Below are 24,529 nucleotides of genomic sequence, written 5' to 3'. Positions count from 1 at the left end.
AGGCGGCTTTCTCGCCTTGGCTCCCAAGATAGCTCTCTAAATAAGAACAACGTCCCGGAGACCCAACATGAACGCATCGCTCACGCCAAACGAAACCACTGTCCAAACGGTAAAGCTGTTGATCGACGGCGAGTGGGTCGAGTCCCAGACCACCGAGTGGCACGACATCGTCAACCCGGCGACCCAGCAAGTGCTGGCGAAAGTACCGTTCGCAACCGCGCAGGAAGTCGATGCCGCGATCAGCGCCGCCCATCGCGCCTTCCAGACCTGGAAGCTGACGCCGATCGGCGCGCGGATGCGCATCATGCTCAAGCTCCAGGCGTTGATTCGCGAACACTCCAAACGCATCGCCGTGGTGCTCAGCAACGAGCAAGGCAAAACCATCGCCGACGCTGAAGGCGATATCTTCCGCGGCCTGGAAGTGGTCGAACACGCCTGTTCCATCGGCAGTCTGCAAATGGGTGAGTTCGCCGAGAACGTTGCTGGCGGCGTCGATACTTACACCCTGCGTCAGCCAATCGGCGTGTGCGCCGGCATCACGCCGTTCAACTTCCCGGCCATGATTCCGCTGTGGATGTTCCCGATGGCCATCGCCTGCGGCAACACCTTCGTGCTCAAGCCGTCCGAACAGGACCCGATGTCGACCATGTTGCTGGTGGAGCTGGCGATTGAGGCCGGCGTACCGGCGGGCGTGCTCAACGTCGTTCATGGCGGTAAAGACGTGGTGGATGCGCTCTGCACCCACAAGGACATCAAGGCTGTTTCGTTCGTCGGTTCGACCGCGGTCGGCACTCACGTCTACGACCTGGCCGGTAAACACGGCAAACGCGTGCAATCGATGATGGGCGCGAAGAACCACGCCGTTGTGCTGCCGGACGCGAATCGCGAACAAGCGCTCAACGCGTTGGTCGGTGCCGGTTTCGGTGCCGCCGGTCAACGCTGCATGGCCACGTCCGTGGTGGTGCTGGTGGGCGCGGCCAAGCAATGGCTGCCAGACCTGAAAGCACTGGCACAGAAACTCAAAGTGAATGCCGGCAGCGAGCCGGGCACTGACGTCGGTCCGGTGATTTCCAAACGTGCCAAGGCACGGATTCTTGATCTGATCGAAAGCGGCATCAAGGAAGGCGCCAAGCTTGAGCTGGATGGTCGCGACGTTACCGTTCCAGGCTTCGAAAAAGGCAACTTTGTCGGCCCAACCCTGTTCTCCGGCGTGAAACCCGAGATGCAGATCTACACCCAGGAAATCTTCGGTCCGGTGCTGGTGGTGCTGGAAGTCGATACCCTCGATGAAGCCATCGCACTGGTCAACGCTAACCCGTTTGGCAATGGTACTGGCCTGTTCACCCAGAGCGGTGCGGCGGCGCGTAAATTCCAGACGGAAATCGACGTCGGTCAGGTCGGCATCAACATCCCGATTCCCGTGCCGGTTCCGTTCTTCAGCTTCACCGGTTCGCGCGGTTCGAAACTCGGCGACCTCGGTCCGTATGGCAAGCAAGTGGTGCAGTTCTACACTCAGACCAAGACTGTCACCAGTCGCTGGTTCGATGACGACAGCGTCAACGACGGTGTGAACACCACCATCAACTTGCGTTAAGGAGCCGGACATGAAAATCGCTTTTATCGGTCTCGGCAACATGGGCGCGCCGATGGCGCGCAACCTGATCAAGGCCAGCCATTCGCTACGGCTGGTCGACCTGAACAAAACCGTTCTGGCAGAGCTGGAGCAACTGGGCGGCAGCATCAGCGCTTCGGCACGTGAAGCCGCGCAAGGTGCAGAGCTGGTGATCACCATGCTGCCAGCCGCTGTGCATGTGCGCAGCGTATGGTTGGGTGAAGACGGCGTGCTGGCGGGTATCGCCAAGGGCGTGCCGGCAGTGGATTGCAGCACCATCGATCCGCAGACGGCGCGTGATGTTGCGGCGGCGGCAGCCAAGCAAGGCGTGGCCATGGCCGATGCGCCGGTCTCTGGCGGTACCGGCGGAGCCGCTGCCGGGACCCTGACCTTTATGGTCGGCGCCACCCCTGAATTGTTCGCCACCCTACAACCGGTGCTGGCGCAGATGGGCCGCAACATCGTCCATTGTGGCGAAGTCGGCACCGGGCAAATCGCCAAGATCTGCAACAACCTGCTGCTGGCGATCTCCATGGTCGGCGTCAGCGAAGCGATGGCGTTGGGTGATGCACTCGGGATCGACACAACGGTGTTGGCCGGGATCATCAACAGTTCGACCGGGCGTTGCTGGAGTTCGGAGATGTACAACCCGTGGCCGGGTATCGTCGAAACAGCACCGGCCTCGCGTGGCTATACCGGTGGTTTCGGTGCCGAACTGATGCTCAAGGATCTGGGGCTGGCCACTGAAGCGGCACGTCAGGCGCACCAACCGGTTGTGCTCGGCGCGGTGGCCCAGCAGTTGTATCAGGCGATGAGCCAGCGTGGGGAAGGTGGCAAGGACTTCTCGGCGATCATCAATAGCTATCGCAAACCGCAGTAACAACCTGGATCGACGGCGAGCAGGTCCTGTAACGAGGGGGCTTGCCCTCCTGCCAGGCAGTCAAGCTGGACAACTTGTGGGAGCGAGCCTGCTCGCGAAGGCGATGGATCAATCACCACTAATGTTGAATGTGCTGACCCCTTCGCGAGCAGGCTCGCTCCCACAGATACTGTGTGTACCTATCGTTATTTACCGGGAGATCACGTTGGGTGATCTCCCGGTTTTTTTGTATCAGGCAAACACGAAATACTTGCGCACGGTCTCAACCACTTCCCACGTGCCTTTCATCCCCGGCTCAATGACGAAAATATCACCGGCGCGCAGATGGATCGGCTCCTTTCCCTCTGGGGTGATGATGCAGTACCCCTCGCGGAAATCGCAGTATTCCCACTTCACGTATTCCACATACCACTTGCCTGGCGTGCAGATCCAGGTGCCCATGATCTTGCTGCCGTCTTCGCTGGTGTAGGCGTTGAGGTTGACGGTGTGCGGGTCGCCTTCGAGTTTTTCCCATTTGCAGGCGTCGAGCACCGGCAGTGGGTGGGTATCGCGAAGAACGGTAATAGGTGCGGTCATGTGGACTCCGGGGCAGTGGACTAGAGAACTGAAGTCGCACCCTATAGCGCCCGTCCACCGGTCAGTTGTCTGTGCTCGACATTGAGCTGTCCAGAAACGCGCATTGCCCTCAAAGACTTTTCAGCGGGCAATCGAACCGGCTCTGTTCGAGGCTGGCTTCGAACTCGACCAATTGCGAATGCTGCTGCGCCAGCGCAGTGATCCGCTCGCTGATGTCCTGCTTCTTGGCGGCAATAACCTGATGGGCCAGTTCCCACGGCATTTGCGGTCCATGATGTCCGGCGAAGATCGACTGCAATTCCTTGAGCCTGAAACCCAGCTGCTGAGCGCACTTGATGAAGATCAGCAGATCGACGCTTTGCTGGTCATATACACGGTATTTTCCCAACCGCTGAGCGGCAGGCAGCAGGCCGATCGACTCGTAATGGCGGATGCTCTTGATCGTGGTTCCTGAGCGTTGCGCGGCTTGGCCGATGTACATGAAAAGTCCCTTTTTTGCCGTGGTAAAGCCCGGTGCATTATCGGCAGACTCAGCGGCTGGCGATAGCCTGGGCTTGCAGCAACCAGGTCTCACGCTGGTCTGCGCTGGAACCGAGAATCGGGCCGAACGTGAGCGTGCGTTGTGGTTTGATGCCGCAGAAGGCTAGGGTGGTTTTGCGTACCTGATGCAGTCCGGGCATGCGATAAACCCAGCGGTAATACCAGGGTGGCGTGTCCATGGTCACCAATAAGTGCGCGCTGCGCCCCTGCAGCAGTTTGTCGGGAAAGGCTTTGCCTTCGCGGTATTTGAAAGCGAAACCCGGCAGGAACACCCGATCGAAAAAGCCCTTGAGCAACGCCGGAACTCCGCCCCACCAGATCGGATAAACCAGCGTCATGTGCTCGGCCCACAGAATGTCAGCCTGGGCGCGACGCAAGTCGACTTCCAGTGGCTGGACCTGTTGATAACCTTCACGCAGCACCGGGTCAAAGTCCATTGCGCCCAGAAACAATTGGCGCACCTCATGCCCGGCGCGCAACGCCGACTGTGCGTAACGCTCGGCGAGTGCGCCGCAGAAACTGTTGCTCGCCGGATGACCCAGAATCACCAGAATTCGCTTGCCCATCGTCTCTGTCCTTGAAGATGAAAACTCAAGGGTAAAGTCTGCCCCTCAGGGGAGAGTCAAGGCGTGCAGCAAGGCCTTGGCGTAACCGGGCAGCGCCGCAAAGTCTCGGGCACAGAGCAGGAGTTTGCGTTGAGCCCAGGTTTCTTGCAGGGCGAGGGTCTTGAAGGATTGTTCACCGCGCCAGCGCTCAACCGCGGCGAGGGGCACGATCGCCAGCCCCGCGCCCCGAGCGACCATGCGCATCACACCATCGAAACCGTCGGCGCGGATGCGGATTTGCAGGCGTACACCTGCGTGCAGTGCCTGTTCTTCGAGGTACACGGCCAACGCGCTGTTGGCGTTCAGACCGACGTAGTCGTGGTGCAAGGTGTCGTTGAAGCTTAAAGATTCGATGTCGGCCAAAGGATGGTCGCGGGGTAGGATCAGTACCAGCGGATCGTCGCAAAAAGCGTGGGTCTGTAGGCCATCGGTGTCCACGGCGTCGGACACGATACCCAGGTCCGCCGCACCTTGGCGCAGGGCGTGAGTGATGCGTGTGCTGGGCAGTTCTTGCAGGTCGATGTCGAGATTGGGATGGTCGCGCAGAAAATCCGCGAGCAACTCCGGCAGGTATTCGGTGATCGCGGTGGTGTTGCACAAAAGTCGCACCTGACCTTTGACGCCGTTGGCGTATTCGGCCAGATCCTGTTGCATGCGTTCGGCCTGTTGCAGCAGGACACGGGCGTGTTGCGCCAACGCTTTGCCGGCAGATGTAGGCGTGACGCCACGGCGACCGCGTTGCAGGAAATCGATCCCCAACGAAGCTTCCATTGCGCGGATGCGTGCGCTCGCCGCCGCCAGGGACAAATGGCTGCGAGCCGCGCCGGCGGTGATGTTGCCGCTGTCGAGGATGTTCAAGTAGAGGCGCAGGTCGGTCAGGTCGAAGTGCATGTTGTGTCCCGAAGATCGTTCCCACGCTCCTGCGTGGGAATGCCTCACTGGACGCTCTGCGTCCGCTTCGGCAGTGACGCGGAGCGTCACGGGCTGCATTCCCACGCAGAGCGTGGGAACGATCATGCCTCTTGCTGGGCAAGAGGCTGCCTCAGTATATGGCAGATTTTCATGTGGCCAATCCGGGCTCAACATAAGCCCATGAATACACTCGCCGCGTTCTATCAAAATCTCGGTCTGGCCCTTTCATTGATGGTCATCGCTACCTTTCTGCTGGCCGGCATGATCAAGGGCGTGATCGGCCTCGGTCTGCCGACCATCGCGATGGGTTTGCTCGGTCTGGCTATGGCTCCGTCGCAGGCTGCCGCGCTGCTGATCATCCCCGCGACGCTCACAAATGTCTGGCAACTGGCATTTGGCGGGCATTTGCGAGGCTTGATCAAACGGTTGTGGCCGATGTTGCTGGCGATTTTCATCGGCACCGGGGCCGGCACGTTGTGGATCGGCATGGCCGGTGGTCATTGGGTCGTGCGGGGATTGGGCGCTGCGCTGTTGCTCTATGCGTTGAGCGGGTTGTTCCTGCCGACCTTGCGAGTTGGCAGTCACACCGAACGTTGGCTGGGTCCACTTTGCGGCGTGTTGACGGGCGTCATCACCTCGGCCACCGGCGTTTTCGTGATTCCGGCAGTGCCTTATCTGCAAGCGTTGGGCTTGAGCAAAGATGAACTAGTGCAGGCGCTGGGTCTGTCGTTCACCGTCTCGACCCTGGCCTTGGCCGCCGGCCTGTTATGGCGCGGCGCGCTGGGCGGTGGCGAGTTAAGTGCGTCATTGCTGGCGCTGATCCCGGCGGTGCTCGGCATGTTGCTGGGGCAATGGCTGCGCCAGCGGATAAGCGCCGTGCTGTTCAAGCGCGTGTTCTTCATCGGCCTCGGCGTGCTCGGCGGCCACTTGCTGATCAGCGGGTAGCGGACGACGGGCTGAGCATGTCGATGGCGCGGATATCGAAATCCCGTTCCAGGTACTCCATGCGCATGTCGCGGAACTGCTTCATGTGCGGCAGGTTCGAGTGCACGTCGAGGTGAGCCTGGGACTGCCAGATCTCGTAGAAGATAAACAGCGTCGGGTCCTGTTTGTCTCGCAGCATGTGGTACTCGATGCAACCGGGCTCGGCACGGCTCGCTTGCACATAACCGCTGAAAAAGGCTTCGAAGGCGTCGGATTTTTCCGGGCGGGTCTTCGCGTGCAGGATGAAGCCTTGCATTTCACTCATCAGAAATCTCCTCAAGTTCAGAATCGGCGCAAGTGTATGGCAACAATCGCCTGTTGATTCGTGCGTACAGGTCAAATTAATTTTGTGAATCCGGCGCTTATTCCGCGCGAGGCAGATCGCTAACCTGCCGCCATCAAATTTCAAACCTTCCGAGACTTCTCATGAAAAAAGTTCTATTGCTCAATGGCGGCAAAAAATTTGCCCACTCCGATGGCCGCTACAACGCCACCCTGCATGAAGCCGCGCTGAGCGTGCTGGATCGCGGCGGTGTCGACGTGAAAGCCACCTTCATCGACGAGGGTTACGACGTCGCCGAAGAAGTCGCCAAATTTCTTTGGGCTGACGTGATCATTTATCAGATGCCCGGCTGGTGGATGGGCGCGCCCTGGACCGTGAAAAAGTACATCGACGAAGTCTTCACCGAGGGCCATGGCAGCCTCTACGCCAGTGACGGCCGGACCCGTTCCGACGCTTCGCAAAAGTATGGCAGCGGCGGCCTGTTGCAAGGTAAGCAGTACATGCTTTCGCTGACCTGGAACGCCCCGCAGCAAGCCTTCGACGACCCGACCGACTTCTTCGAAGCCAAAGGCGTGGACGCGGTGTACTTCCCGTTCCACAAGGCCAACACTTTCCTCGGCATGACCGGCTTGCCAACATTCCTGTGCGTTGATGTGATGAAGCGTCCAAATGTCGAAGCCGATGTGGCGCGTTATGAGCAGCATTTGACCGAGGTGTTCGGCCTCAAGGCGTGAGCTCGGTTACTATCGATACCTGAAGCCAGAACCTGTAGGAGCCAGGCTTGCCGGCGAAGGCGTTTTAGCGGACGCCTTCGCCGGCAAGCCTGGCTCCTACAGAAGCCGGCGCTGAATTGATCGATGAGGGGCATCCGTGAAAGCCAGATCCGATGAGTTGCAGATTTTCGTCTGCGTGATTGAGTGCGGGTCGATTTCCGCTGCGGCCGAACAGGTCGGGCAAACGCCTTCGGCGGTCAGCCGCACGTTGTCGCGGCTGGAGGCGAAACTCGATACCACGCTGATCAACCGCACCACGCGGCGCATGGACCTGACCGAGGAGGGCAAGTACTTCTTCGAGCACGCCAAGCTGATTCTCGATCAGATGGACCAGCTCGAAGAACGCCTGACTTCGCGCCAGCAAACCCCATCCGGGCGTCTGCGCATCAACGCCGCATCGCCGTTCATGCTGCACGCCATCGTGCCCTACATCGATGAGTTCCGCCGGCTCTATACGGACATCCAGCTGGAACTCAACAGCAACGATCTGATCATCGATTTGCTGGAGCAAAGCACCGACATCGCCATCCGTATCGGCACCCTGGCCGACTCGACGCTGCATGCCCGCTCGTTGGGGGGCAGTCCGCTGCACATCGTCGCCAGCCCGGCTTATCTGGAAAAACACGGCGTACCAGCCGAAGTGGCGGATTTGTCCGGGCACTCGCTGCTGGGCTTTACCCACAACGAAGGTCTCAACCAATGGCCGCTGCGCTACGTCCACGGTGATCGTTGGCCGATTCAGGCTTCAATCAGCGCGTCCAGCGGCGAGACGATCAGGCACTTGGCGCTGGAAGGTCAGGGCATTGCCTGCCTGTCGCATTTCATGATGATTGATGACATCCGTGCCGGACGCTTGCAGGTGCTGCTGGCGGATTTCAACAGCGGCTATCGCCAGCCGATCAACGCGGTGTACTACCGTAACTCGCAACTTGCGCTGCGGATTCAATGCTTCCTGGACTTCATCCAGGGCAAATTGGCGGCTTACGCGAACGCGGACTTCAAGGGCTGATTCGTGATCCCTGCGCAAGAGTGAATTGGGCAACGCTGTCTGTTTCTGCAGGCATCGGTCCTCGATACTGGCTGCCTCACTTATTAACGCAGGGAGTTTCTCCATGAACGTATTCATTACCGGCGCTGCAGGTTTTATCGGCGGCTCCATCGCCACTGGCCTGGTCCAGGCTGGCCACAAGGTTACTGGCCTGGTTCGTAGCACCGAACAAGCCAATGAACTGAGCGCATTGGGCATCACCCCGGTGCTCGGCACTCTTGACGACAGCGCACTACTGGCCGAACAGGCCCGCGCTGCCGATGCCGTGATCAACGCCGCCAGCAGCGACCATCGCGGCGCAGTGGACGCGTTGCTCAATGCACTTCGCGGTTCCAACAAAGTGTTCCTGCACACCAGCGGTTCGAGCATCGTCGGCGATGCGTCGGGCGGCAAATCCAGTGACGTTATTTATTACGAAGACAACCTGCCGGAACCGACTGTCGACAAGGCTGCTCGCGTGGCCATCGACAACCTGATCCTTGCGGCGGCGAAAGACGGGGTGAACTCGGCAGTGATCTGCAACACGCTGATCTACGGCCACAGCCTGGGCGTGAATCGTGACAGCGTGCAGCTACCACGTTTGCTGAAACAGGCGCGAAAAAGTGGCGTGGTTCGGCATGTCGGTACCGGCCAGAACATCTGGTCCAACGTGCACATCGAAGACGTGGTTTCCGTGTACCTGCTGGCGCTGAGCAAAAACGTACCGGGCACTTTCTACTTCGTCGAAAGCGGTGAAGCGTCGTTCATTGACATGACCACTGCGATTGCCCAAGCGCTGAATCTGGGCGAGCCACAAGACTGGCCGTTGAAAGAGGCGGAAGCCGAGTGGGGTTATGAAATGGCCAACTATGGTCTGGGCTCCAACAGCCGGGTTCGCGGTAAACATGCGCGGGAGTTGCTGGGGTGGGCGCCGAAGCGGACATCGGTGATTGAATGGATTCGTGACGAGATGGTGTGAGTTCGCTGTAGACCGCGTCATCGTTCTTCGCGAGCAGGCTCGCTCCCACACTGGATTTGGGTCGACCCACAATATTGGGTTCGACGCAGGACCAATGTGGGAGCGAGCCTGCTCGCGAATGCATTTTCGAAGTCCCAACAACTGGCCGGGTCGCCTTCAATTCCGTAACATCCGCCCCCTCTTTTCCCGCCTGTATTTTAGGTAAGCCATGAAACCCAAACGTCTGCGCGCCGATACCCTGGCCGGGCTCACCACGTCTTTCGCTCTGCTACCCGAATGCATCGCCTTCGCGCTGGTTGCCCACCTCAATCCATTGATGGGGCTTTACGGCGCTTTCATCATTTGCACCCTGACCGCGCTCTTCGGCGGGCGGCCGGGCATGGTGTCCGGTGCTGCCGGATCGATGGCCGTGGTGATCGTTGCGCTGGTGGTGCAGCACGGCGTGCAGTACTTGCTGGCCACGGTGCTGCTGGGTGGGTTGATCATGCTGGCGTTCGGGTTGTTGAAGCTGGGCAAGCTGGTGCGCATGGTGCCGCATCCGGTGATGCTCGGCTTCGTCAACGGCCTGGCGATCATCATTGCCCTGGCGCAGTTGGAGCACTTCAAGAGCGGTGACGACTGGCTCAGCGGCAAGCCGCTGTACCTGATGGCGGGGCTGGTTGCCGTGACGATGGCCATCGTCTACTTGCTGCCGCGCCTGACGCGTGCCGTGCCGCCGGCGCTGGTGGCGATCCTGGGCGTTGGTCTGGCGGTGTATCTGCTCGGTCTGCCGACCCGCACCTTGGGCGACATGGCGCACATCGCCGGCGGCTTGCCGAGCTTTGCGCTGCCAGACATCCCTTGGACCCTGGAAACCCTGCACATCATCGCCCCCTACGCGATATTGATGGCGTTGGTCGGCTTGCTGGAAACCCTGCTGACCCTGAACCTCACCGACGAGATCACCGAGAGCCGTGGCTTCCCGGATCGTGAGTGCGTGGCGCTGGGTGCGGCCAATATGGTCTCCGGCGTATTGGGCGGCATGGGTGGCTGCGCGATGATCGGTCAAACCGTGATCAACCTCAGTTCCGGCGGTCGCGGTCGGCTGTCCGGTGTGGTGGCCGGGGTGATGATCTTGCTGTTCATCCTCTTCCTCTCACCGCTGATCGAACGCATCCCGCTGGCCGCATTGGTCGGGGTGATGTTCGTGGTGGCGCAACAGACCTTCGCCTGGGCTTCGTTGCGGGTGGTGAACAAGGTGCCGCTGAACGACGTGTTGGTGATCATCGCGGTAACGGTCATTACGGTGTTCACCGATCTGGCCACTGCCGTGCTGTGCGGGATCATCATTGCGGCGCTCAACTTTGCCTGGCAACAGGCCCGCGAGCTCTATGCCGACGCTCATATCGAAGCCGATGGCAGCAAGCTTTATCACCTGCATGGCACGCTGTTCTTCGCCTCGACTGCACCTTTCCTCAATCAGTTCGACCCCGCCAACGACCCACCCGTAGTGACGATTGATTGTCGCCATCTGAGCTTCGTCGACTACTCGGCGATCGCCGCGTTGAAAACGCTGCGTGAGCGCTATGCCAAGGCCGGCAAGCATCTGCGTGTGCTGCACTTGTCCGAACGCTGCAAGAAACTGCTCAAACGCGCTCGCGTGAATCACGACTGATTGATCGTTCCCACGCTCTGCGTGGGAATGCCGCCCGGGACGCTCTGCGTTCCTTCGCAGGTCGTGACGCAGAGCGTCACAGGATGCATTCCCACGCGGAGCGTGGGAACGATCAGCGTGAGGGCGATGAAAGTTCCACTATCCAATTTTCATATCCACCGCCCCAGCATGTCTCTACACGACATCCCTTACCTCTATACGAAAATTACTTTCACCTCGTTTGAAAATCCAACCTCGAAATGTTTTATGAGTTTCACAACCCATTCGACGTGACCCTTTCGAGGAGTACCGCATGACACCTTCTTTCGGCTATTGGCTGCTGGTTTATGCCGCCATCGCCATCATCGCGCTGATCGTTCTGATCGCCCGTTACCGACTCAATCCGTTCATTGTCATCACCTTGGTGTCCATCGGTCTGGCGCTGCTGGCCGGGATGCCGCCGTCGGGCGTGGTGGGGGCGTACGAGGCGGGCGTCGGCAAGACGCTGGGCCATATCGCGCTGGTGGTCGCGCTGGGCACGATGCTCGGCAAGATGATGGCCGAGTCCGGCGGTGCCGAGCAGATGGCGCGTACATTGATCGATCGCTTCGGTGAGAAAAATGCGCACTGGGCGATGGTCTGCATCGCTTTTCTTGTCGGACTGCCGTTGTTCTTCGAGGTCGGTTTTGTACTGCTGGTGCCGATCGCGTTTACCGTGGCGCGGCGCGTGGGTGTTTCGATTCTGATGGTCGGTTTGCCAATGGTTGCGGGGCTCTCGGTGGTCCACGCCCTGGTGCCGCCGCACCCGGCGGCGATGCTGGCGGTGCAGGCCTATCAGGCCTCGGTGGGGCAGACCTTGCTCTACGCGATTCTGATCGGGATTCCGACCGCGATCATCGCCGGTCCCCTGTATGCCAAGTTCATCGTGCCGCGCATTCAACTGCCGGACGATAACCCGATAGAGCGTCAGTTTCTTGAGCGTGAACCGCGCGATAGCCTGCCGGGTTTCGGTATCACCATGGTGACCATTCTGTTGCCGGTGGTGCTGATGCTGGTCGGCGGCTGGGCCAATCTGATTTCCACGCCGGGCAGCGGCTTCAATCAGTTTCTGTTGTTCATCGGCAATTCGGTGATTGCCTTGCTGCTGGCGACTTTGCTGAGCTTCTGGACGCTTGGCCTGGCCCAAGGCTTCAACCGCGAATCGATCCTCAAGTTCACCAACGAATGTCTGGCACCGACCGCTAGCATCACTTTGCTGGTCGGCGCCGGCGGTGGCTTGAACCGGATTCTGGTGGACGCTGGCGTCACCGACCAGATCGTCAGCCTGGCTCAAATGTTCCACCTGTCGCCCCTGTTGATGGGCTGGCTGTTTGCCGCGCTGATGCGCATCGCCACCGGTTCTGCCACCGTGGCCATGACCACCGCGTCGGGGATCGTCGCTCCGGTGGCCATTGGTCTGGGTTATCCCCACCCGGAGCTGTTGGTGCTGGCGACGGGCGCGGGGTCGGTTATCTTTTCCCACGTCAATGACGGCGGCTTCTGGTTGATCAAGGAATACTTCAACATGACCGTTGCCCAGACTTTCAAGACCTGGACGGTGCTCGAGACCATTATCTCGGTGGTTGCCTTCGGTCTGACCGTGGGTCTTTCTTATCTGCTTTAGCCGGAGCCGCCTGCCATGGACATCCTCTACCAGATCCGCGCCCGTCAGGATTCCTTCAGCGCCGGTGAAGGACGTATCGCGCGGCTGATGCTCGACGACGTAGGATTTGCCTCCGCCGCCAGTCTCGATGAACTGGCGCAGAGAGCGGAAGTCAGCACCGCCACGCTCTCGCGTTTTGCCCGCACGGTCGGCTGCCGAGACTTGCGTGACCTGCGCCTGCAACTGGCCCAGGCCAGCGGCGTCGGCAGTCGTTTCCTCGACCCGGCGGGGACGCCCGAGCAGTCGGCGTTTTACGGGCAGATCGTTGGCGATATCGAGTCGACCTTGCGGCAGCATCTGTCGGCGTTCGACGAGTCGCGTTTTGCCGATGCGGTGAAATTGCTGGGCAAGGCGCGGATGATTCACGCCTTCGGCATGGGCGGTTGCTCCACCTTGTGCAGTGATGAATTGCAAGTGCGGCTGGTGCGGTTCGGCTACCCGATTGCGGTGTGCCACGATCCGGTGATGATGCGTGTCACCGCCGCCAGCCTCGATGCCGAACGCGCCGTCATTGCCTGTTCGCTGACCGGTATCACCCCCGAACTGCTTGAGGCTGTCGAGTTGGCGCGCAGCTACGGCGCACGAATTCTCGCCATCACCCGGGCCGACTCGCCGCTGGCGCAGTTGGCTGATGTGCTGCTGCCGCTGCAAGGCGTCGAAACCTCGTTCATCTACAAACCCACGGCGGCACGCTACGGCATGTTACTGGCCATCGACGTGCTTGCCACCGAGCTGGCGCTGGCCAATCCTGAAGACAATCAAGAGCGTCTGCGGCGGATCAAACTCGCCTTGGACGACTACCGCGGCGGCGACGATCACTTGCCGCTGGGAGACTGACATGATGTACGACACGCTGATTCGCAACGCCCTGATCATCGATGGCAGCAACGTCCCCGGATATCCCGCCGACGTGGCGATTCTGAACGGCCGCATCGAGCGTATCGGCGACTTGCACGACGCCAGCGCCACCGAAGAAATCGACGCTGCCGGCCGAGTGCTGGCGCCGGGTTTCATCGACGTGCACACCCACGATGACACCGTGGTGATCCGCCAGCCGCAGATGCTGCCCAAGCTCAGCCAGGGCGTGACCACAGTGATTGTCGGTAACTGCGGGATCAGCGCTTCGCCGGTGAGTTTGCGCGGCGATCCTCCCGACCCGATGAACCTGCTCGGCACCGCAGCTGCGTTCGTTTATCCGAGGTTCAGCGACTACCGCGCAGCCGTCGAAGCGGCGAACACCACGCTGAACGTCGCCGCACTGGTCGGTCACACCGCGTTGCGCAGCAACCACCTCGACGATCTGTTCCGCACTGCCACTGCGGATGAAATATTCGCGATGCGCGAGCAATTGCGCGAGAGCCTTGAGGCCGGTGCCTTGGGCTTATCCACGGGACTTGCCTACGCCAACGCGTTCTCGGCGTCCACCGATGAAGTGATGCAGCTGACCGAAGAGTTGACTGTATTTGGAGCGGTCTACACCACCCATTTACGCAGTGAGTTCGAACCGGTGCTGGAGGCCATGGATGAGGCATTCCAGATCGGCCGTCATGCGAAAACACCGGTCATTATTTCCCACCTCAAATGCGCCGGCGCCGGTAACTGGGGGCGCAGTCCGCAACTGCTGGCGTCCCTCGAACACGCGGCGAAAACCCACCCGGTGGGCTGCGATTGTTATCCCTATGCGGCGAGTTCCTCGACCCTGGACCTCAAGCAAGTCACCGACGCTCATCGCATCACCATCACCTGGTCCACACCTCATCCGGAAATGGGCGGCCGCGACCTGATGGACATCGCTGCCGAGTGGGGCGTGCCGTTGCTCGATGCCGCTCGCCGACTGCAACCGGCCGGCGCGGTGTATTACGGAATGGACGAGGCCGACGTACGAAGAATCCTCGCGCATCCGCTGTCCATGGTCGGCTCTGACGGACTACCGGAAGACCCGTTTCCCCATCCACGCTTGTGGGGCGCATTCCCACGCGTGCTCGGACATTTCAGTCGCGACGTAGGGCTGTTTCCGCTGCACACCGCGGTGCACAAAATGACCGGATTGTCGGCGGCACGCTTTGGCCTGAAGGAACGTGGCGAAATCCGCGAAGGGCATTGGGCCGATCTGGTGTTGTTCGATCCTGTGACGATACGCGACGTGGCAGATTTCAATGATCCGCAACGAGCGGCCGAAGGGATTGATGGGGTGTGGGTCAACGGTGTCTTGAGTTACAGCGACGGGCAGGCAAACGGAAGAAGGGAAGGGCGGTTTCTGGCGCGGCAAGGGGATTTGCGTGACGGGTTCCAGTAAACGTTTCGAGTACTGCGTCACAGTGATGGCACATTGCAATTAAAGAAAGTCATTGCCAAGCCGAAGCGCTGACATCTCGCCCGTCTACACTCTGGGTCTTATCAGTCTGGGAGCAACTCCATGAGCTTCGGCAAAACCACCCCGATCCTGCGGATTTTCGATGAAATCAAGGCCGTGGAGTTCTACGTCGACTTCCTGGGTTTCAAGATCGACTGGCAGCATCGTTTCGAACCCAACTTGCCGTTGTACCTGCAGGTTTCCCGTGGCGAATGCGTGCTGCACTTGTCCGAGCATTACGGTGACAGCACACCGGGCTCGGCGTTGCGGATCGAGACCGATGAACTTGAGGTATTCCAGCAGCAACTGCTGGCCAAGGAATATCCGTTCGCCCGCCCACAGATCCAGGCCATGCCGTGGGGCAGCCAGGACATGACCGTGACCGACCCGTTCGGGAATCGGTTGGTGTTTACCAATGCGATTAGTGTGTAAGGCGGATTGATTTGATCGTTCCCACGCTCTGCGTGGGAATGCAGCCCGGGACGCTCCGCGTCCCATGCCGAAGCGGACGCAGAGCGTCCATTGAGGCATTCCCACGCGGGAGCGTGGGAATGATCAGGTGTGTTACACCCGGAAGTGACTCACCATCATCTGCAACTGATTACCCAACCGCGCCAGTTCAACACTGGACGCAGCGGTTTCGTCGCTGGCGGCGGCGGTCTGTTCGGACACGTCGCGCACGTTGATGATGCTGCGGCTGATCTCTTCGGCCACGGCGCTTTGCTGCTCGGCAGCGGCAGCGATCTGCTGGTTCATCGACTGGATGTTGGACACCGTGCGGGTGATGTTTTCCAGTGATACACCGGCCTTGCGGGTCAGCGCGACGCTGCTGTCGGTCAGGGCGCGGCTGTTGTTCATCACGGCCGACACTTGTTGAGTGCCGTTCTGCAGACCGGCTACCAGGCCTTCGATTTCCTCGGTGGACTTCTGAGTGCGCTGAGCCAGGCCACGGACTTCGTCGGCAACCACCGCAAAACCACGACCGGCTTCACCCGCGCGGGCTGCTTCGATGGCAGCATTGAGCGCCAACAGGTTGGTCTGTTCGGCCACGGCCTTGATCACGTCCATGACGCTGCCGATCTTGTCGCTTTCCTGTTGCAGCACGCTCATGGCTTCGGTGGAACGCGCCACTTCAGTGGCCAGACGTTCGATCTGGGCGATGGCTTCGTTGACCACCTTGTCGCCTTCGCGCGCCTCGCCGTCAGCAGCGGCTGCTGCTTGGGACGCTTCTTCGGCGTTGCGCGCGACTTCCTGCACGGTGGCGGTCATCTCGTGCATGGCGGTGGCCACCTGATCGGTTTCGATCTTCTGGCTGTTAACGCCGGCGCTGGTTTGCTCGGTCACGGCCGACAGTTCTTCGGCAGCGCTGGCGATCTGGGCGACGCCGTCGCGGATGCCGCTGATCAAGTCGCGCAGGGTCACGCCCATGCGGGCGATGCCTTGTTGCAACACACCGAGTTCGTCGCGGCGAGTCACTTTGACGTCCTGGGACAGGTCACCGCTGGCGATGCGTTCAACCATTGCGAGCGTGTCGCGCAACGGACCGGTGATCTGACGGGTGATAATCACGGCAGCAATGATGCCCACCAGCAACGCCAGCAAGGTGCTGATCAGCTGCAGCGTGCGAGCCTGTGCGCTTTCGGCGTCACGGCGGTCGAGCTGAATCTGATACAGCTGATCGCTCAGGGTCACGATGGCGGCGCCCTGGTCAGTCATTTCCTTGCGCGCCTGCACCGCATCGTTGCTGGCGGCTTTATAAGCCTGCAAGGCGCTGCGGTAGTTGGTCAGCGCGGTGTCCAGCTGACGCAGGGCGTCTTGCTGAGTGTCGGCGAAATGCACGTTGAGTGGTTTCAGGCTGGCGATGGCCCCGTCCAGTTGGCCGACGGCTTTTTGCTCGGTCTCGGCGTTGGTGGTCGCGGTGTAGCCACGCACTTCGTAGCGGGCTAGCAAGAACGCTTCCTTGGCGGAGGTGATGGCCTGGAATTGTTCGAAGCGCTGATCGCTCAAGGGCATTTGCTGAACGTGGGTGTTGATGGCGTCGATCAGCTTACTGGCAGTGTCGGCGTTGCCGCCCATCACGTCGCGGGCGCTGTTACCGGTGCGGTACGCGCTACGCATTTTGTTCAGGGACGTCCTGTAAGCCTCGATGACGGCGCCTTGCTCTTTGAGCAACTTGAGGTTTTCCGGGCTCTTGAATTTCACCAATAGCGCTTGTTGCTGAGCGGAGAACGCGTCGAGCGTGGTCTGGACGTTCTGCGCGGCGGTTTCGTCGCCGTTGGTCAGCATGTATTGCAGGCGAACCACGCGCAGCTTGGTCAGGCCGGCATTGAGCTGGGTGATGTCGCTCATCCAGTTGCTGCGGTCAATCAACCCGCCCAGGCTCGTCCAGCCGGTCAGGGCGAGGACGCAGGTCAGTGCCAGGACCAGGCCGAACCCCAGGCCCAGCTTCATGTTCACGCTGATATTGCCGAACCAGTTATTCATCAAAAGTCCTCCAGGAACGTTATGCTTCTTGATCGTCGGTTGGCTGGAAGATTGTTGTTTTTGGTCGCCAGCAAGGTGTGTAGCAGGACTGTATCGGCAGCCATTGCGAGAGCTGAATGGTTTTTGTAGGCGTGATGTGTAACAAGGCCTTTGTGTAGGTTTTAAGCTTTTTTTCACATGAGTTTCACCGGCTGCCGACGCGAGCCTCTCTACCCTCGTGGCATCGAATGAAAGTGATGCATGCCGGCGAGGCGGCTTGATGTGGAATTGAGACTGAGTGTGTTCGGGGTAAAACGCTCGATTGATCTGAGCCGTTTTGCCCGCTATCGCAATGCAGCTGTCGTGTTCACCTCGTCGCTGTTGGTGATTGCGCTGACGGTTTGGATTTTGCATCCAGCCGCTGTACCGGACCTGGCCCACGGCAATGTGGCCGGCGCCCGGGCGTTGGCGGCCGGCTGGGCCAAGGGCAACGTGATTGTGCTGGTGCGGCACGTCGAACGCTGCGATCATTCCAGCGCAGCCTGCCTGAACGGTAACGATGGCATTACCGCTCGCTCGCGCAGCGTCGCGGTGGACGTCGGTGCACAGTTCGAACAACTTGGGCTGAACAAGGCCGACATCTACAACAGCCCCATGATCCGTACAGCACAGACCGCCGGCTACATGTTCAACAAGGTCGGGGTCGGTGAAGAATGGTTGATCAATTGCAAGGGCACCATGCTGCGCGACGCTCTGGCGCACAAGGTGGCCGGGCGAAACCTGATTCTGGTAACCCACAGCGAATGCATGTCGCAACTTGAGAAAGACCTCAAGTTGTCGGCCTCTACGCTCGGTTACGGCGCTTCCTTGTTCATTTCGACCGAAACGCCTCAGGCGCCGCGCATGCTCGGCTTCATCGAAGCCTCGGACTGGCACTCGGTGACCACCCAATGAGTTTTTCCATCCCTCTGGATCAGGACGCACGATGCTGACTTCTTCCCGCTACCGCTTTTACTGGGTGAACTTTGGCATTCCGCTGGCCTGTGCGGTCGTGGTTTTCCTGCTGTTCGACCTGACCAAAATCGACATCGCTTTTAATGATCTTTTTTATGACCCGGTCACGCAGACGTTTCCGCTGGATCATGTCCATCTGTTCGAAAAGATTACCCATAAATGGGCGCGAATTATCCCGAACTGGACCGGAGAGTTAGCCATCGTTGGCGCCTTGCTGTCGTTTCTCTGGCCGCGTCTGAAGGCTGAAAAGCATTCGAAAATCATCGCGTTTCTGGAAAAAATCAAAGTCGCGCCGGTGCTTCGGTTCGCCAGCAAACACCGTCGGGACTTCCTCTACGTGGTGTTTGCGTTCTCCATCAGTACCGGTGTCATCCACTACCTCAAGGGCCACACCAGCGTGTACTGCCCGGTCGAAACGACCCAGTACGCGGGGAAAATCGAGCACAAGGAGTGGTACCAGAATTTTGATCTACTGAAAGTCGCTGGGGCCGGTCGCTGCTGGCCGGGCGGGCATGCCTCGGGCGGCTTCACCATGCTTGCGCTGTACTTCGTGGCGCGCCGCTACCGCTGGCGCTATTCCAAAGCGGTGATGTACGGCTCGCTGCTGCTCGGTTTCGTCTACGGCACGACGCGTGTTGTGCAAGGCTGGCATTACATGTCCCACACCTTCTGGGCCGGAATCTTCGTGTGGCTGGCGTGTTTGCTGACGGCGCTGGCGTTCTATGGGCGAGCGCGGCTGGAGTTGCCGGTTCTGAAGAAGGCTGAAGATCCGGTGTCGGCGGCGCAGCCTCAGCCTGCCAATTGAGATAGGTTTTGAACGGTGATACCCGTCATCCGAGTAGGGATTGCGGGTTTTCTGCTGTCCGGGAAATGGCCTTCGCGAGCAAATCGAATCGTCGCACCGCCGCTCCCACAGGGGAAACGGTACGAAGGATTACGAGAGACGTCTGGACCAGCGCTGTTCCGGTGCTTCAAAGCGATCATTGATCAACGCCGTCAACACATGATCCTGCCAGCGCCCGGCGATACTCAGGTAGGCCTTGGCGTAGCCCTCACGTTCAAATCCCATATGCTCCAGTAGCCGCGCACTGCGTTCATTGCCAGGGATGTAATTGGCCATGATCCGGTGCAGTTTCTGCTCATCGAACATGTAGCCGATGCCCGCTTCCAGTGCTTCCTGCATCAAGCCCTGGCCCTGATGAGATTCGTCGATGTGGTAACCGAGATAGCAGGCCTGAAACGCCCCGCGAGTGATGCCGCTGAAGGTGCAGGCACCGATCATCTGGCCGTTGCCAGGATCCAGCAGCGCGAAATGCACCGCCAGGCCGGCCTGGAAAGCGCTGGCTTGCACCTCAAGGCGCGGGCGGATACGTTCAGGGCTGTGGTAATCGGCGGGGCGAATCGGCGACCACCGGGCAAGATGCCTCTGGTTGCGCCGGTAGAAGTCGCTTTCCAGCGCCGCCTGTTCAGGGTCGAGCACCGCCAGCGTCAAGCGTTTACAGGGCAGGGACAACAGCGGCATAGGGCGCTCCGGTTCGCGGGGATCGTCGCGCAAGCATTACGTGGCCTGCGGAAAAACTCAAACCGCCAGCGGTAACGTCACGATAAAGGTGCTGCCCTTGCCGTCACCGTCGCTCATGCCGATGACCGTGCCGCCATGGGCTTCGACCAGCTCACGAACCACCGTCAGGCCAATACCCAGGCCTGCACCGTTGAAGTCGGCCGCGTGAACGTCCTGCACAAACGGCTCGAAGATAAACGGCAGGGCCTGGGCGGAAATACCGATGCCGTCATCGCAAATGCTCATCTGCAGCACGTCGGCTTCAGCGCTGACCGACAGCGTGACATTGCCGCCCGATGGCGTGTATTTGGCCGCGTTGCCCAGCAGGTTGCCGAGAATCTGCGTGAGGCGCGCCGGGTCACCATCCACCGCCAACGCGCACTCGGGCAGTTCAGCGGTGAAGTGCAAATGGTGAGCAGTCATCACCGGGCTGCACACTTCGATGGCCTGATGGATGATCTGCACCATGTCCACGATTCGGCAATCGAGGCGCAACTTGCCGGTGCTGGCGCGGGACACGTCGAGCAAATCGTCCACCAGTCGCGACATGTGTTGCACCTGGCTTTCGATCAGTGCCTGCATGCGCGGCAGTTCCTCGCTGGGGACGCGCACCAGGCGTCCGGCGATCATGCTGATGGGCGTCAGCGGATTGCGCAGTTCGTGAGCCACCAGGGTGAGGATGTTGCGTTGTTGTTCAAGGGAATGTTCGGCTGAGGCTTGCAGGTCTTGCGCGCTCAGGGCCGCGATCACCAATTGTGCGTTGGCTTCACGCATCTCCAGGAACAGCCGTTGTTCTTCTTGCGTGCGTTTTGGTTTTTCCGCATCGGACTGCGCCAGTAAAATCGCCAGCACCAATTGCTGATTGGCCTCGATCAGTTGCTCGACTTGCTGGCTATCGATCAGCCGGGTGTTGGCCTCATTCAATTCTTTTTGCAGCGCTGCCAGCACCGCCCGTGCCTCAACAGTTTTCTGGCCGAGCAGGAACAGTTCGCGAGCGGCAGTGGCCATCGCTTCCTCGTTCTTGCTATTGGCCGTGCTCATGAGCTTGACTCACGCATTGTCGTTTCCAAGGGACCGTCGGGTTGGCCGACCCCCGAGCAAACCTTCCTGCTCTGGTAACATCTCGCCGATCTGCAAACCGTTATTGTCGATGTGGTACTGGCGCAACTCGTCGGAATGGGCGCTGGCCCGCACCTTGACCACGGCCATGATGCGCAGCAAACGGCTCTGCACTTCAATGTAGCGCTGAACGATGATTGCATCGGTAAGAAATGCTGTGCCGTAAGGGCTGAAGCGCAAGTCGGTGTAGCGGTCTTCCAGCTCCGAGGTCATCAACACGCTGACCCCGGTGCTCGTCAACGCAGTGACCATGCGCGACAGCGACTCGCGAAAGTCTTCGCGGAAGGTCGGTGCGAGCGCCAGTTCGAAACCAGACAGCGAATCGATGACCACGCGGGTCGCTTTCAATCGGGTGATTTCGTTCAACAGTAAATGCACGATTTCATCGATGGACAGGTCCGGGGCGCGGCTGTCCACCAGACTGACTTGTCCGCTCCGGATCAGGCCCGCAAGGGTGCCGTTCTGGGAGTGATTAGGCCGTTGTTCAAACACCGCGATCACACCGGTTTCACCATTGCGCGCGCCTTCGGCGAGGAAGGTTGCCGCCAGAATGCTCTTGCCCGAGCCCGATGGCCCGGCCACCAGCAAGGAATAACCACGGGGCAGGCCGCCGCCCAGCATCTCGTCGAGCTGTGGCACACCCATTTTCAGGCGCTTGATGGGGAACTCCAGCGGCGCTTCAACCGGGTTGAGTGCCGCAGGCGCAAAGACCTTGATCCCCGACGTGGCGATGCGGAAGGTGTGCAGCCCTGGCAGCGTCGGCTGGCCGCGCATCTTCATGATTTCCATCTTGCGCACCATGGAGTTGCGCTGAACGCTCTGGCGCAGCCAGATCAGGCCGTCGGCCACGGTGAAAATAGGGTTGGTGTCGGTTTCGGTGAAGTATTCGCCGATCAGGAAGGTCGTCGCCTGCCAGGTGGTCATCAACATGCCCAGTTGCTGAACGAACTGCGGCAGGTTGTTGTTGGGGTTGTCCTGGGTCTGGCTGGCCAGCACCACCGAACGGAACGAGTCGACGAACACCAGTGAAGGGGAGTGAGTCTCCACCTCGCTGACGATGCGCCGCAGCACTTCGTCCAGATTCCCGGCGAGGGTGTCGTCAGCCAGGTTGATGTAGCGGATCGACTGGTTGATCGCTTCGCTGTCGAAAAAATCGAACTGCTGCTGATAACGCAGCATCTTCAACGGCGGCTCGCCCAGTACGGTAAAGAACAGCGCCGGGCGCTCAGGTGTCGCCAGGGCGAACATCATCTGATGCGCCAGGGTGGTTTTGCCACAGCCAGGCGGGCCGGCGATCAGGTTGAACGAAAACTCCGGCAATCCTCCGCCCAGCACCTCGTCCAGTCCTGGCACGCCGGTGGCCAGGCGGTTGATAGTCACTTTGGTGCTCATGGCGAATTTTCCTGCGAAGGGGTGTCGCTCAAAGAAGGTTCCCACATGCCACGAAGCAAACGTTTGGTGAGCGAGGGCCCGATGAGCGTGGTCAGCAGCTCGTAAAAGGTCGTCAGCAACACTTCACCGAAAAACAGTGCATCGGCGTCGCTTTGCTCAACGATTACGGACTTGAGGGCAGTCAGATCCATGCCGGACTGTACTCTGTCACAGGTGCGGGCCAGACGCGGATGAGTGGAGGCGCACAGGTGGAGGCTGCGGCGATAAAGCGCGGCAACCCCTTGGTGGCCGATGATGGGCGTGAGGGCTACATCCATATCCCGCAAGGTTGAAGTGATCGCCTGGGCGATCCTTGCAATGTCAGCGTTGGGGCCAACACGGTGCGCCAGAGAAGCTACGATCTGGCGGCTCTCTTCGCTTAGCGTGGACATGGCTAACTGATATCTGATGGACAGTGTTCGATGGTACACCCTATGAGGGCGTTGCGAGTGATTTGCGTCAGAGGATGGCGGGAGGGCCTAAACCCCGATGAAACAAAGCATCAGGCAAAAAAAAGCCCGCGGGAGGGCGGGCAAACCGTAGTTTCTTGAATGAGCGAGCGCAATGTACCCGTTGGTGAGAGGTCGTGGGGTGAAGAAAAATTCATGTCGATGAGTGCCCGCCGCTTCACGCCCTGAAACACGCCTACGGCAAATGATCAGCCGCAAAGTCCGCTTCCGAGCGCGCACGCAAACGGCCTTTGCGGCAGGCCTGCTGGAATCGTTCGAAGTCGCGCTCATTCTGCTCGGTGTAGCTTTGCGCATACTTGAACAGCGCGTCGGCCAGCGCATCGCTCTTGCCGATGTAGCCGCTGATCTGCGCGGCGTGCCCGGACGATTTGGCATGGGCGCGGGCCAGAGCGCGGCCACAAACGCGTCCGTAGGCGGCGAAGGTGTCCGCGTCGAACGTCTCGAGTTCGGCCGAGACTTTCATGTCGCGCAACTGACGCACATAGAAGTGTCGACCGCTGGGGCCGGTGGTCCAGCCGAGAAAAAGGTCACTGGCCGATTGCATCAGCCGCTGTCCATCGACCACGCGCTGACCGTTATGCCGCACACGTGACTTGGTCTTCACGTAATCGGCAAGCACCGAGCGACGTGCCTCCTTGAATTGCAGGAACAGCGGGTTTTCCTGATCATCGGTCAACAGCGCGACCAGGCAACGAGTGCCGACACTGCCCACACCGACCACTTTGAACGCCATGTCGTGGGCATGAAAACGGGACAACAGCTCGCGGCGGTCGGCTTGCAGCGTGCCGGGATAGTCGCGCATGAACGCGTCGTAAAGCGCACGCCAGTCAGACAGGCGCAGCCAGTCGTCGGCATCCAGCAGCGTAGTGTCTTTGTGTAAATGGAAAATTTCCGGCAGATCATCGCGAATGGTCAGGCGGCCCTGTGCATCACGCTCGCAGATTTTTGGCAGCAGCTCGGCGTGAGTGCGCTGTTCTGCTTTCTCGATAGCTAGCTCTAAATGCTCCAGGGTCGCTTTGCTCGCTTGCTGGCGCAGGTCGTTGTAACTGATGGATTCGTACCAGGTTTCCATGGTGCTTTGTTCGGCGCACTCGAGCATGGTCTGTTGGTAGGCGCCGACCACCTGGCGGCAGACCGTTTCTTCGACCGTGTCACCATGGCGCAGGTCGCGGGCAGCCACCACAAAACTCGCCACCAGCCGTTTCAAGTCCCACTCCCAAGGCCCGGGATGGGCTTCGTCGAAATCGTTGATGCTGAACAGCAGATTGCGTTCCGGCGTTGCGAAGCCGCCGAAGTTCTTCAGGTGACTGTCGCCGCAGATTGGCGAAACCAGGCCCATGCTGGATGTTCCGGCCAAGTCGTGAGCTTGCAGCAGCGCGTTGCCGCGATAGAAGGTGAACGGCGACACCAACATGCGCCCGTAACGCAACTCGACCAGCGACTTGATCCTGCCTTCACTGGACGCTTTGATCAGCGGCAGCGGGTCACGATTTATCTTCCCCATGGACGCCTGCGAACCGCGGGAGCAGTTCTTGCGAGCATCCTTGCCTTGCTTCAAGCGGTCTTTAAGGGTGGCCATGTGGGTTCTTTTGGTGGGGAAGCATGCGGATTG

Annotated in this window: 24 protein-coding genes and 1 pseudogene; 13 read left to right on the top strand and 12 right to left on the bottom strand. The window is 59.9% G+C overall.

What is annotated here, in order from left to right:
* The first annotated feature begins 67 nt into the window (after window positions 1-67).
* Both ACYZT5_RS20775 and mmsB read left to right on the top strand, forming a co-directional pair.
* Window positions 68-1,594 (top strand): CoA-acylating methylmalonate-semialdehyde dehydrogenase, encoded by a 1,527-nt coding sequence (locus ACYZT5_RS20775; protein ID WP_462047191.1) that lies wholly within the window; start codon window positions 68-70, stop codon window positions 1,592-1,594.
* 10 nt (window positions 1,595-1,604) lie between these two features.
* Complete coding sequence (gene mmsB, locus ACYZT5_RS20770) at window positions 1,605-2,492, top strand: 3-hydroxyisobutyrate dehydrogenase (protein ID WP_462047190.1); 888 nt, start codon at window positions 1,605-1,607, stop codon at window positions 2,490-2,492.
* A 231-nt stretch (window positions 2,493-2,723) separates the two neighbouring features.
* On the opposite strand, the gene ACYZT5_RS20765 is transcribed toward mmsB, so the two are convergent.
* From ACYZT5_RS20765 to ACYZT5_RS20750, 4 genes are all read right to left on the bottom strand, one after another.
* Window positions 2,724-3,068, bottom strand: a complete 345-nt coding sequence (locus tag ACYZT5_RS20765; RefSeq protein WP_007946320.1) for a cupin domain-containing protein — start codon at window positions 3,066-3,068, stop codon at window positions 2,724-2,726.
* Window positions 3,069-3,177: 109 nt separating this feature from the next.
* Complete coding sequence (locus tag ACYZT5_RS20760; RefSeq protein WP_462047189.1) at window positions 3,178-3,549, bottom strand: MerR family transcriptional regulator; 372 nt, start codon at window positions 3,547-3,549, stop codon at window positions 3,178-3,180.
* A gap of 49 nt (window positions 3,550-3,598) precedes the next feature.
* Window positions 3,599-4,174, bottom strand: coding sequence for an NAD(P)H-dependent oxidoreductase (locus ACYZT5_RS20755; RefSeq protein WP_462047188.1), 576 nt, complete (start codon window positions 4,172-4,174; stop codon window positions 3,599-3,601).
* 45 nt (window positions 4,175-4,219) lie between these two features.
* Entirely contained in the window at window positions 4,220-5,104 is an 885-nt protein-coding gene (locus ACYZT5_RS20750) for a LysR family transcriptional regulator (protein WP_462047187.1), read from the bottom strand.
* 201 nt (window positions 5,105-5,305) lie between these two features.
* On the opposite strand from ACYZT5_RS20750, the gene ACYZT5_RS20745 reads away from it, so the two are divergent.
* The gene (locus tag ACYZT5_RS20745) at window positions 5,306-6,070 is read left to right on the top strand and encodes a sulfite exporter TauE/SafE family protein (RefSeq protein ID WP_462047186.1); all 765 of its coding nucleotides are present in this window, start codon (window positions 5,306-5,308) and stop codon (window positions 6,068-6,070) included.
* On the opposite strand, the gene ACYZT5_RS20740 is transcribed toward ACYZT5_RS20745, so the two are convergent.
* Window positions 6,060-6,374: a putative quinol monooxygenase gene (locus ACYZT5_RS20740; protein WP_462047185.1), complete on the bottom strand. Its 315-nt coding sequence runs from the start codon at window positions 6,372-6,374 to the stop codon at window positions 6,060-6,062. The two genes, ACYZT5_RS20745 and ACYZT5_RS20740, sit on opposite strands and share 11 nt — an antisense overlap.
* 161 nt (window positions 6,375-6,535) lie before the next feature.
* On the opposite strand from ACYZT5_RS20740, the gene ACYZT5_RS20735 reads away from it, so the two are divergent.
* The 8 genes from ACYZT5_RS20735 to ACYZT5_RS20700 all read left to right on the top strand — a co-directional run bounded on the left by ACYZT5_RS20735 (window position 6,536) and on the right by ACYZT5_RS20700 (window position 15,291).
* Entirely contained in the window at window positions 6,536-7,126 is a 591-nt protein-coding gene (locus tag ACYZT5_RS20735) for an NAD(P)H-dependent oxidoreductase (protein WP_462047184.1), read from the top strand.
* 136 nt (window positions 7,127-7,262) lie between these two features.
* Window positions 7,263-8,174 (top strand): LysR substrate-binding domain-containing protein, encoded by a 912-nt coding sequence (locus tag ACYZT5_RS20730; RefSeq protein WP_462047183.1) that lies wholly within the window; start codon window positions 7,263-7,265, stop codon window positions 8,172-8,174.
* Window positions 8,175-8,277: 103 nt separating this feature from the next.
* Complete coding sequence (locus tag ACYZT5_RS20725) at window positions 8,278-9,171, top strand: NAD-dependent epimerase/dehydratase family protein (RefSeq protein ID WP_462047182.1); 894 nt, start codon at window positions 8,278-8,280, stop codon at window positions 9,169-9,171.
* Window positions 9,172-9,379: 208 nt separating this feature from the next.
* Window positions 9,380-10,825 (top strand): SulP family inorganic anion transporter, encoded by a 1,446-nt coding sequence (locus ACYZT5_RS20720; RefSeq protein WP_462047181.1) that lies wholly within the window; start codon window positions 9,380-9,382, stop codon window positions 10,823-10,825.
* A gap of 292 nt (window positions 10,826-11,117) precedes the next feature.
* The gene (locus ACYZT5_RS20715; RefSeq protein WP_462047180.1) at window positions 11,118-12,467 is read left to right on the top strand and encodes a GntT/GntP/DsdX family permease; all 1,350 of its coding nucleotides are present in this window, start codon (window positions 11,118-11,120) and stop codon (window positions 12,465-12,467) included.
* A 15-nt stretch (window positions 12,468-12,482) separates the two neighbouring features.
* The gene (locus tag ACYZT5_RS20710; RefSeq protein ID WP_462047179.1) at window positions 12,483-13,343 is read left to right on the top strand and encodes a MurR/RpiR family transcriptional regulator; all 861 of its coding nucleotides are present in this window, start codon (window positions 12,483-12,485) and stop codon (window positions 13,341-13,343) included.
* A gap of 1 nt (window position 13,344) precedes the next feature.
* The gene (locus ACYZT5_RS20705; protein ID WP_462047178.1) at window positions 13,345-14,802 is read left to right on the top strand and encodes a D-aminoacylase; all 1,458 of its coding nucleotides are present in this window, start codon (window positions 13,345-13,347) and stop codon (window positions 14,800-14,802) included.
* Between the two features lie 120 nt (window positions 14,803-14,922).
* Entirely contained in the window at window positions 14,923-15,291 is a 369-nt protein-coding gene (locus ACYZT5_RS20700; protein ID WP_462047177.1) for a glyoxalase superfamily protein, read from the top strand.
* Between the two features lie 132 nt (window positions 15,292-15,423).
* Here the strand turns inward: ACYZT5_RS20700 and ACYZT5_RS20695 are convergent, their stop codons facing one another.
* Both ACYZT5_RS20695 and ACYZT5_RS20690 read right to left on the bottom strand, forming a co-directional pair.
* A complete protein-coding gene (locus ACYZT5_RS20695; protein WP_415760824.1) occupies window positions 15,424-16,128 on the bottom strand; it encodes a methyl-accepting chemotaxis protein in 705 nt (234 codons plus the stop codon).
* Window positions 16,129-16,329: 201 nt separating this feature from the next.
* Window positions 16,330-17,208, bottom strand: a pseudogene (locus ACYZT5_RS20690) (methyl-accepting chemotaxis protein); the annotation flags it as partial.
* Between the two features lie 396 nt (window positions 17,209-17,604).
* Here ACYZT5_RS20690 and pmrG point away from each other — a divergent pair.
* Both pmrG and ACYZT5_RS20680 read left to right on the top strand, forming a co-directional pair.
* Window positions 17,605-18,276 (top strand): lipopolysaccharide core heptose(II)-phosphate phosphatase PmrG, encoded by a 672-nt coding sequence (pmrG, locus tag ACYZT5_RS20685; protein ID WP_462047176.1) that lies wholly within the window; start codon window positions 17,605-17,607, stop codon window positions 18,274-18,276.
* A 31-nt stretch (window positions 18,277-18,307) separates the two neighbouring features.
* Window positions 18,308-19,141, top strand: a complete 834-nt coding sequence (locus tag ACYZT5_RS20680) for a phosphatase PAP2 family protein (protein WP_462047175.1) — start codon at window positions 18,308-18,310, stop codon at window positions 19,139-19,141.
* Window positions 19,142-19,270: 129 nt separating this feature from the next.
* Here the strand turns inward: ACYZT5_RS20680 and ACYZT5_RS20675 are convergent, their stop codons facing one another.
* The 5 genes from ACYZT5_RS20675 to ACYZT5_RS20655 all read right to left on the bottom strand — a co-directional run bounded on the left by ACYZT5_RS20675 (window position 19,271) and on the right by ACYZT5_RS20655 (window position 24,496).
* Complete coding sequence (locus tag ACYZT5_RS20675; RefSeq protein WP_462047174.1) at window positions 19,271-19,858, bottom strand: GNAT family N-acetyltransferase; 588 nt, start codon at window positions 19,856-19,858, stop codon at window positions 19,271-19,273.
* 57 nt (window positions 19,859-19,915) lie between these two features.
* Window positions 19,916-20,938, bottom strand: coding sequence for a sensor histidine kinase (locus ACYZT5_RS20670; protein ID WP_462047173.1), 1,023 nt, complete (start codon window positions 20,936-20,938; stop codon window positions 19,916-19,918).
* A gap of 9 nt (window positions 20,939-20,947) precedes the next feature.
* Window positions 20,948-22,408: an ATPase domain-containing protein gene (locus ACYZT5_RS20665; protein ID WP_462047172.1), complete on the bottom strand. Its 1,461-nt coding sequence runs from the start codon at window positions 22,406-22,408 to the stop codon at window positions 20,948-20,950.
* Complete coding sequence (locus tag ACYZT5_RS20660) at window positions 22,405-22,839, bottom strand: hypothetical protein (RefSeq protein WP_462047171.1); 435 nt, start codon at window positions 22,837-22,839, stop codon at window positions 22,405-22,407. The genes ACYZT5_RS20665 and ACYZT5_RS20660 overlap by 4 nt, the downstream gene beginning before the upstream one ends.
* Window positions 22,840-23,092: 253 nt before the next feature.
* A complete protein-coding gene (locus ACYZT5_RS20655; protein ID WP_462047170.1) occupies window positions 23,093-24,496 on the bottom strand; it encodes a DUF2252 domain-containing protein in 1,404 nt (467 codons plus the stop codon).
* Window positions 24,497-24,529 lie beyond the last annotated feature (33 nt).

It is taken from the genome of Pseudomonas sp. LB3P14 (genome assembly GCF_054898045.1).
The sequence above is the reverse complement of the archived record's forward strand: the minus strand, read 5'-3'. Positions and strand labels throughout refer to the sequence as shown.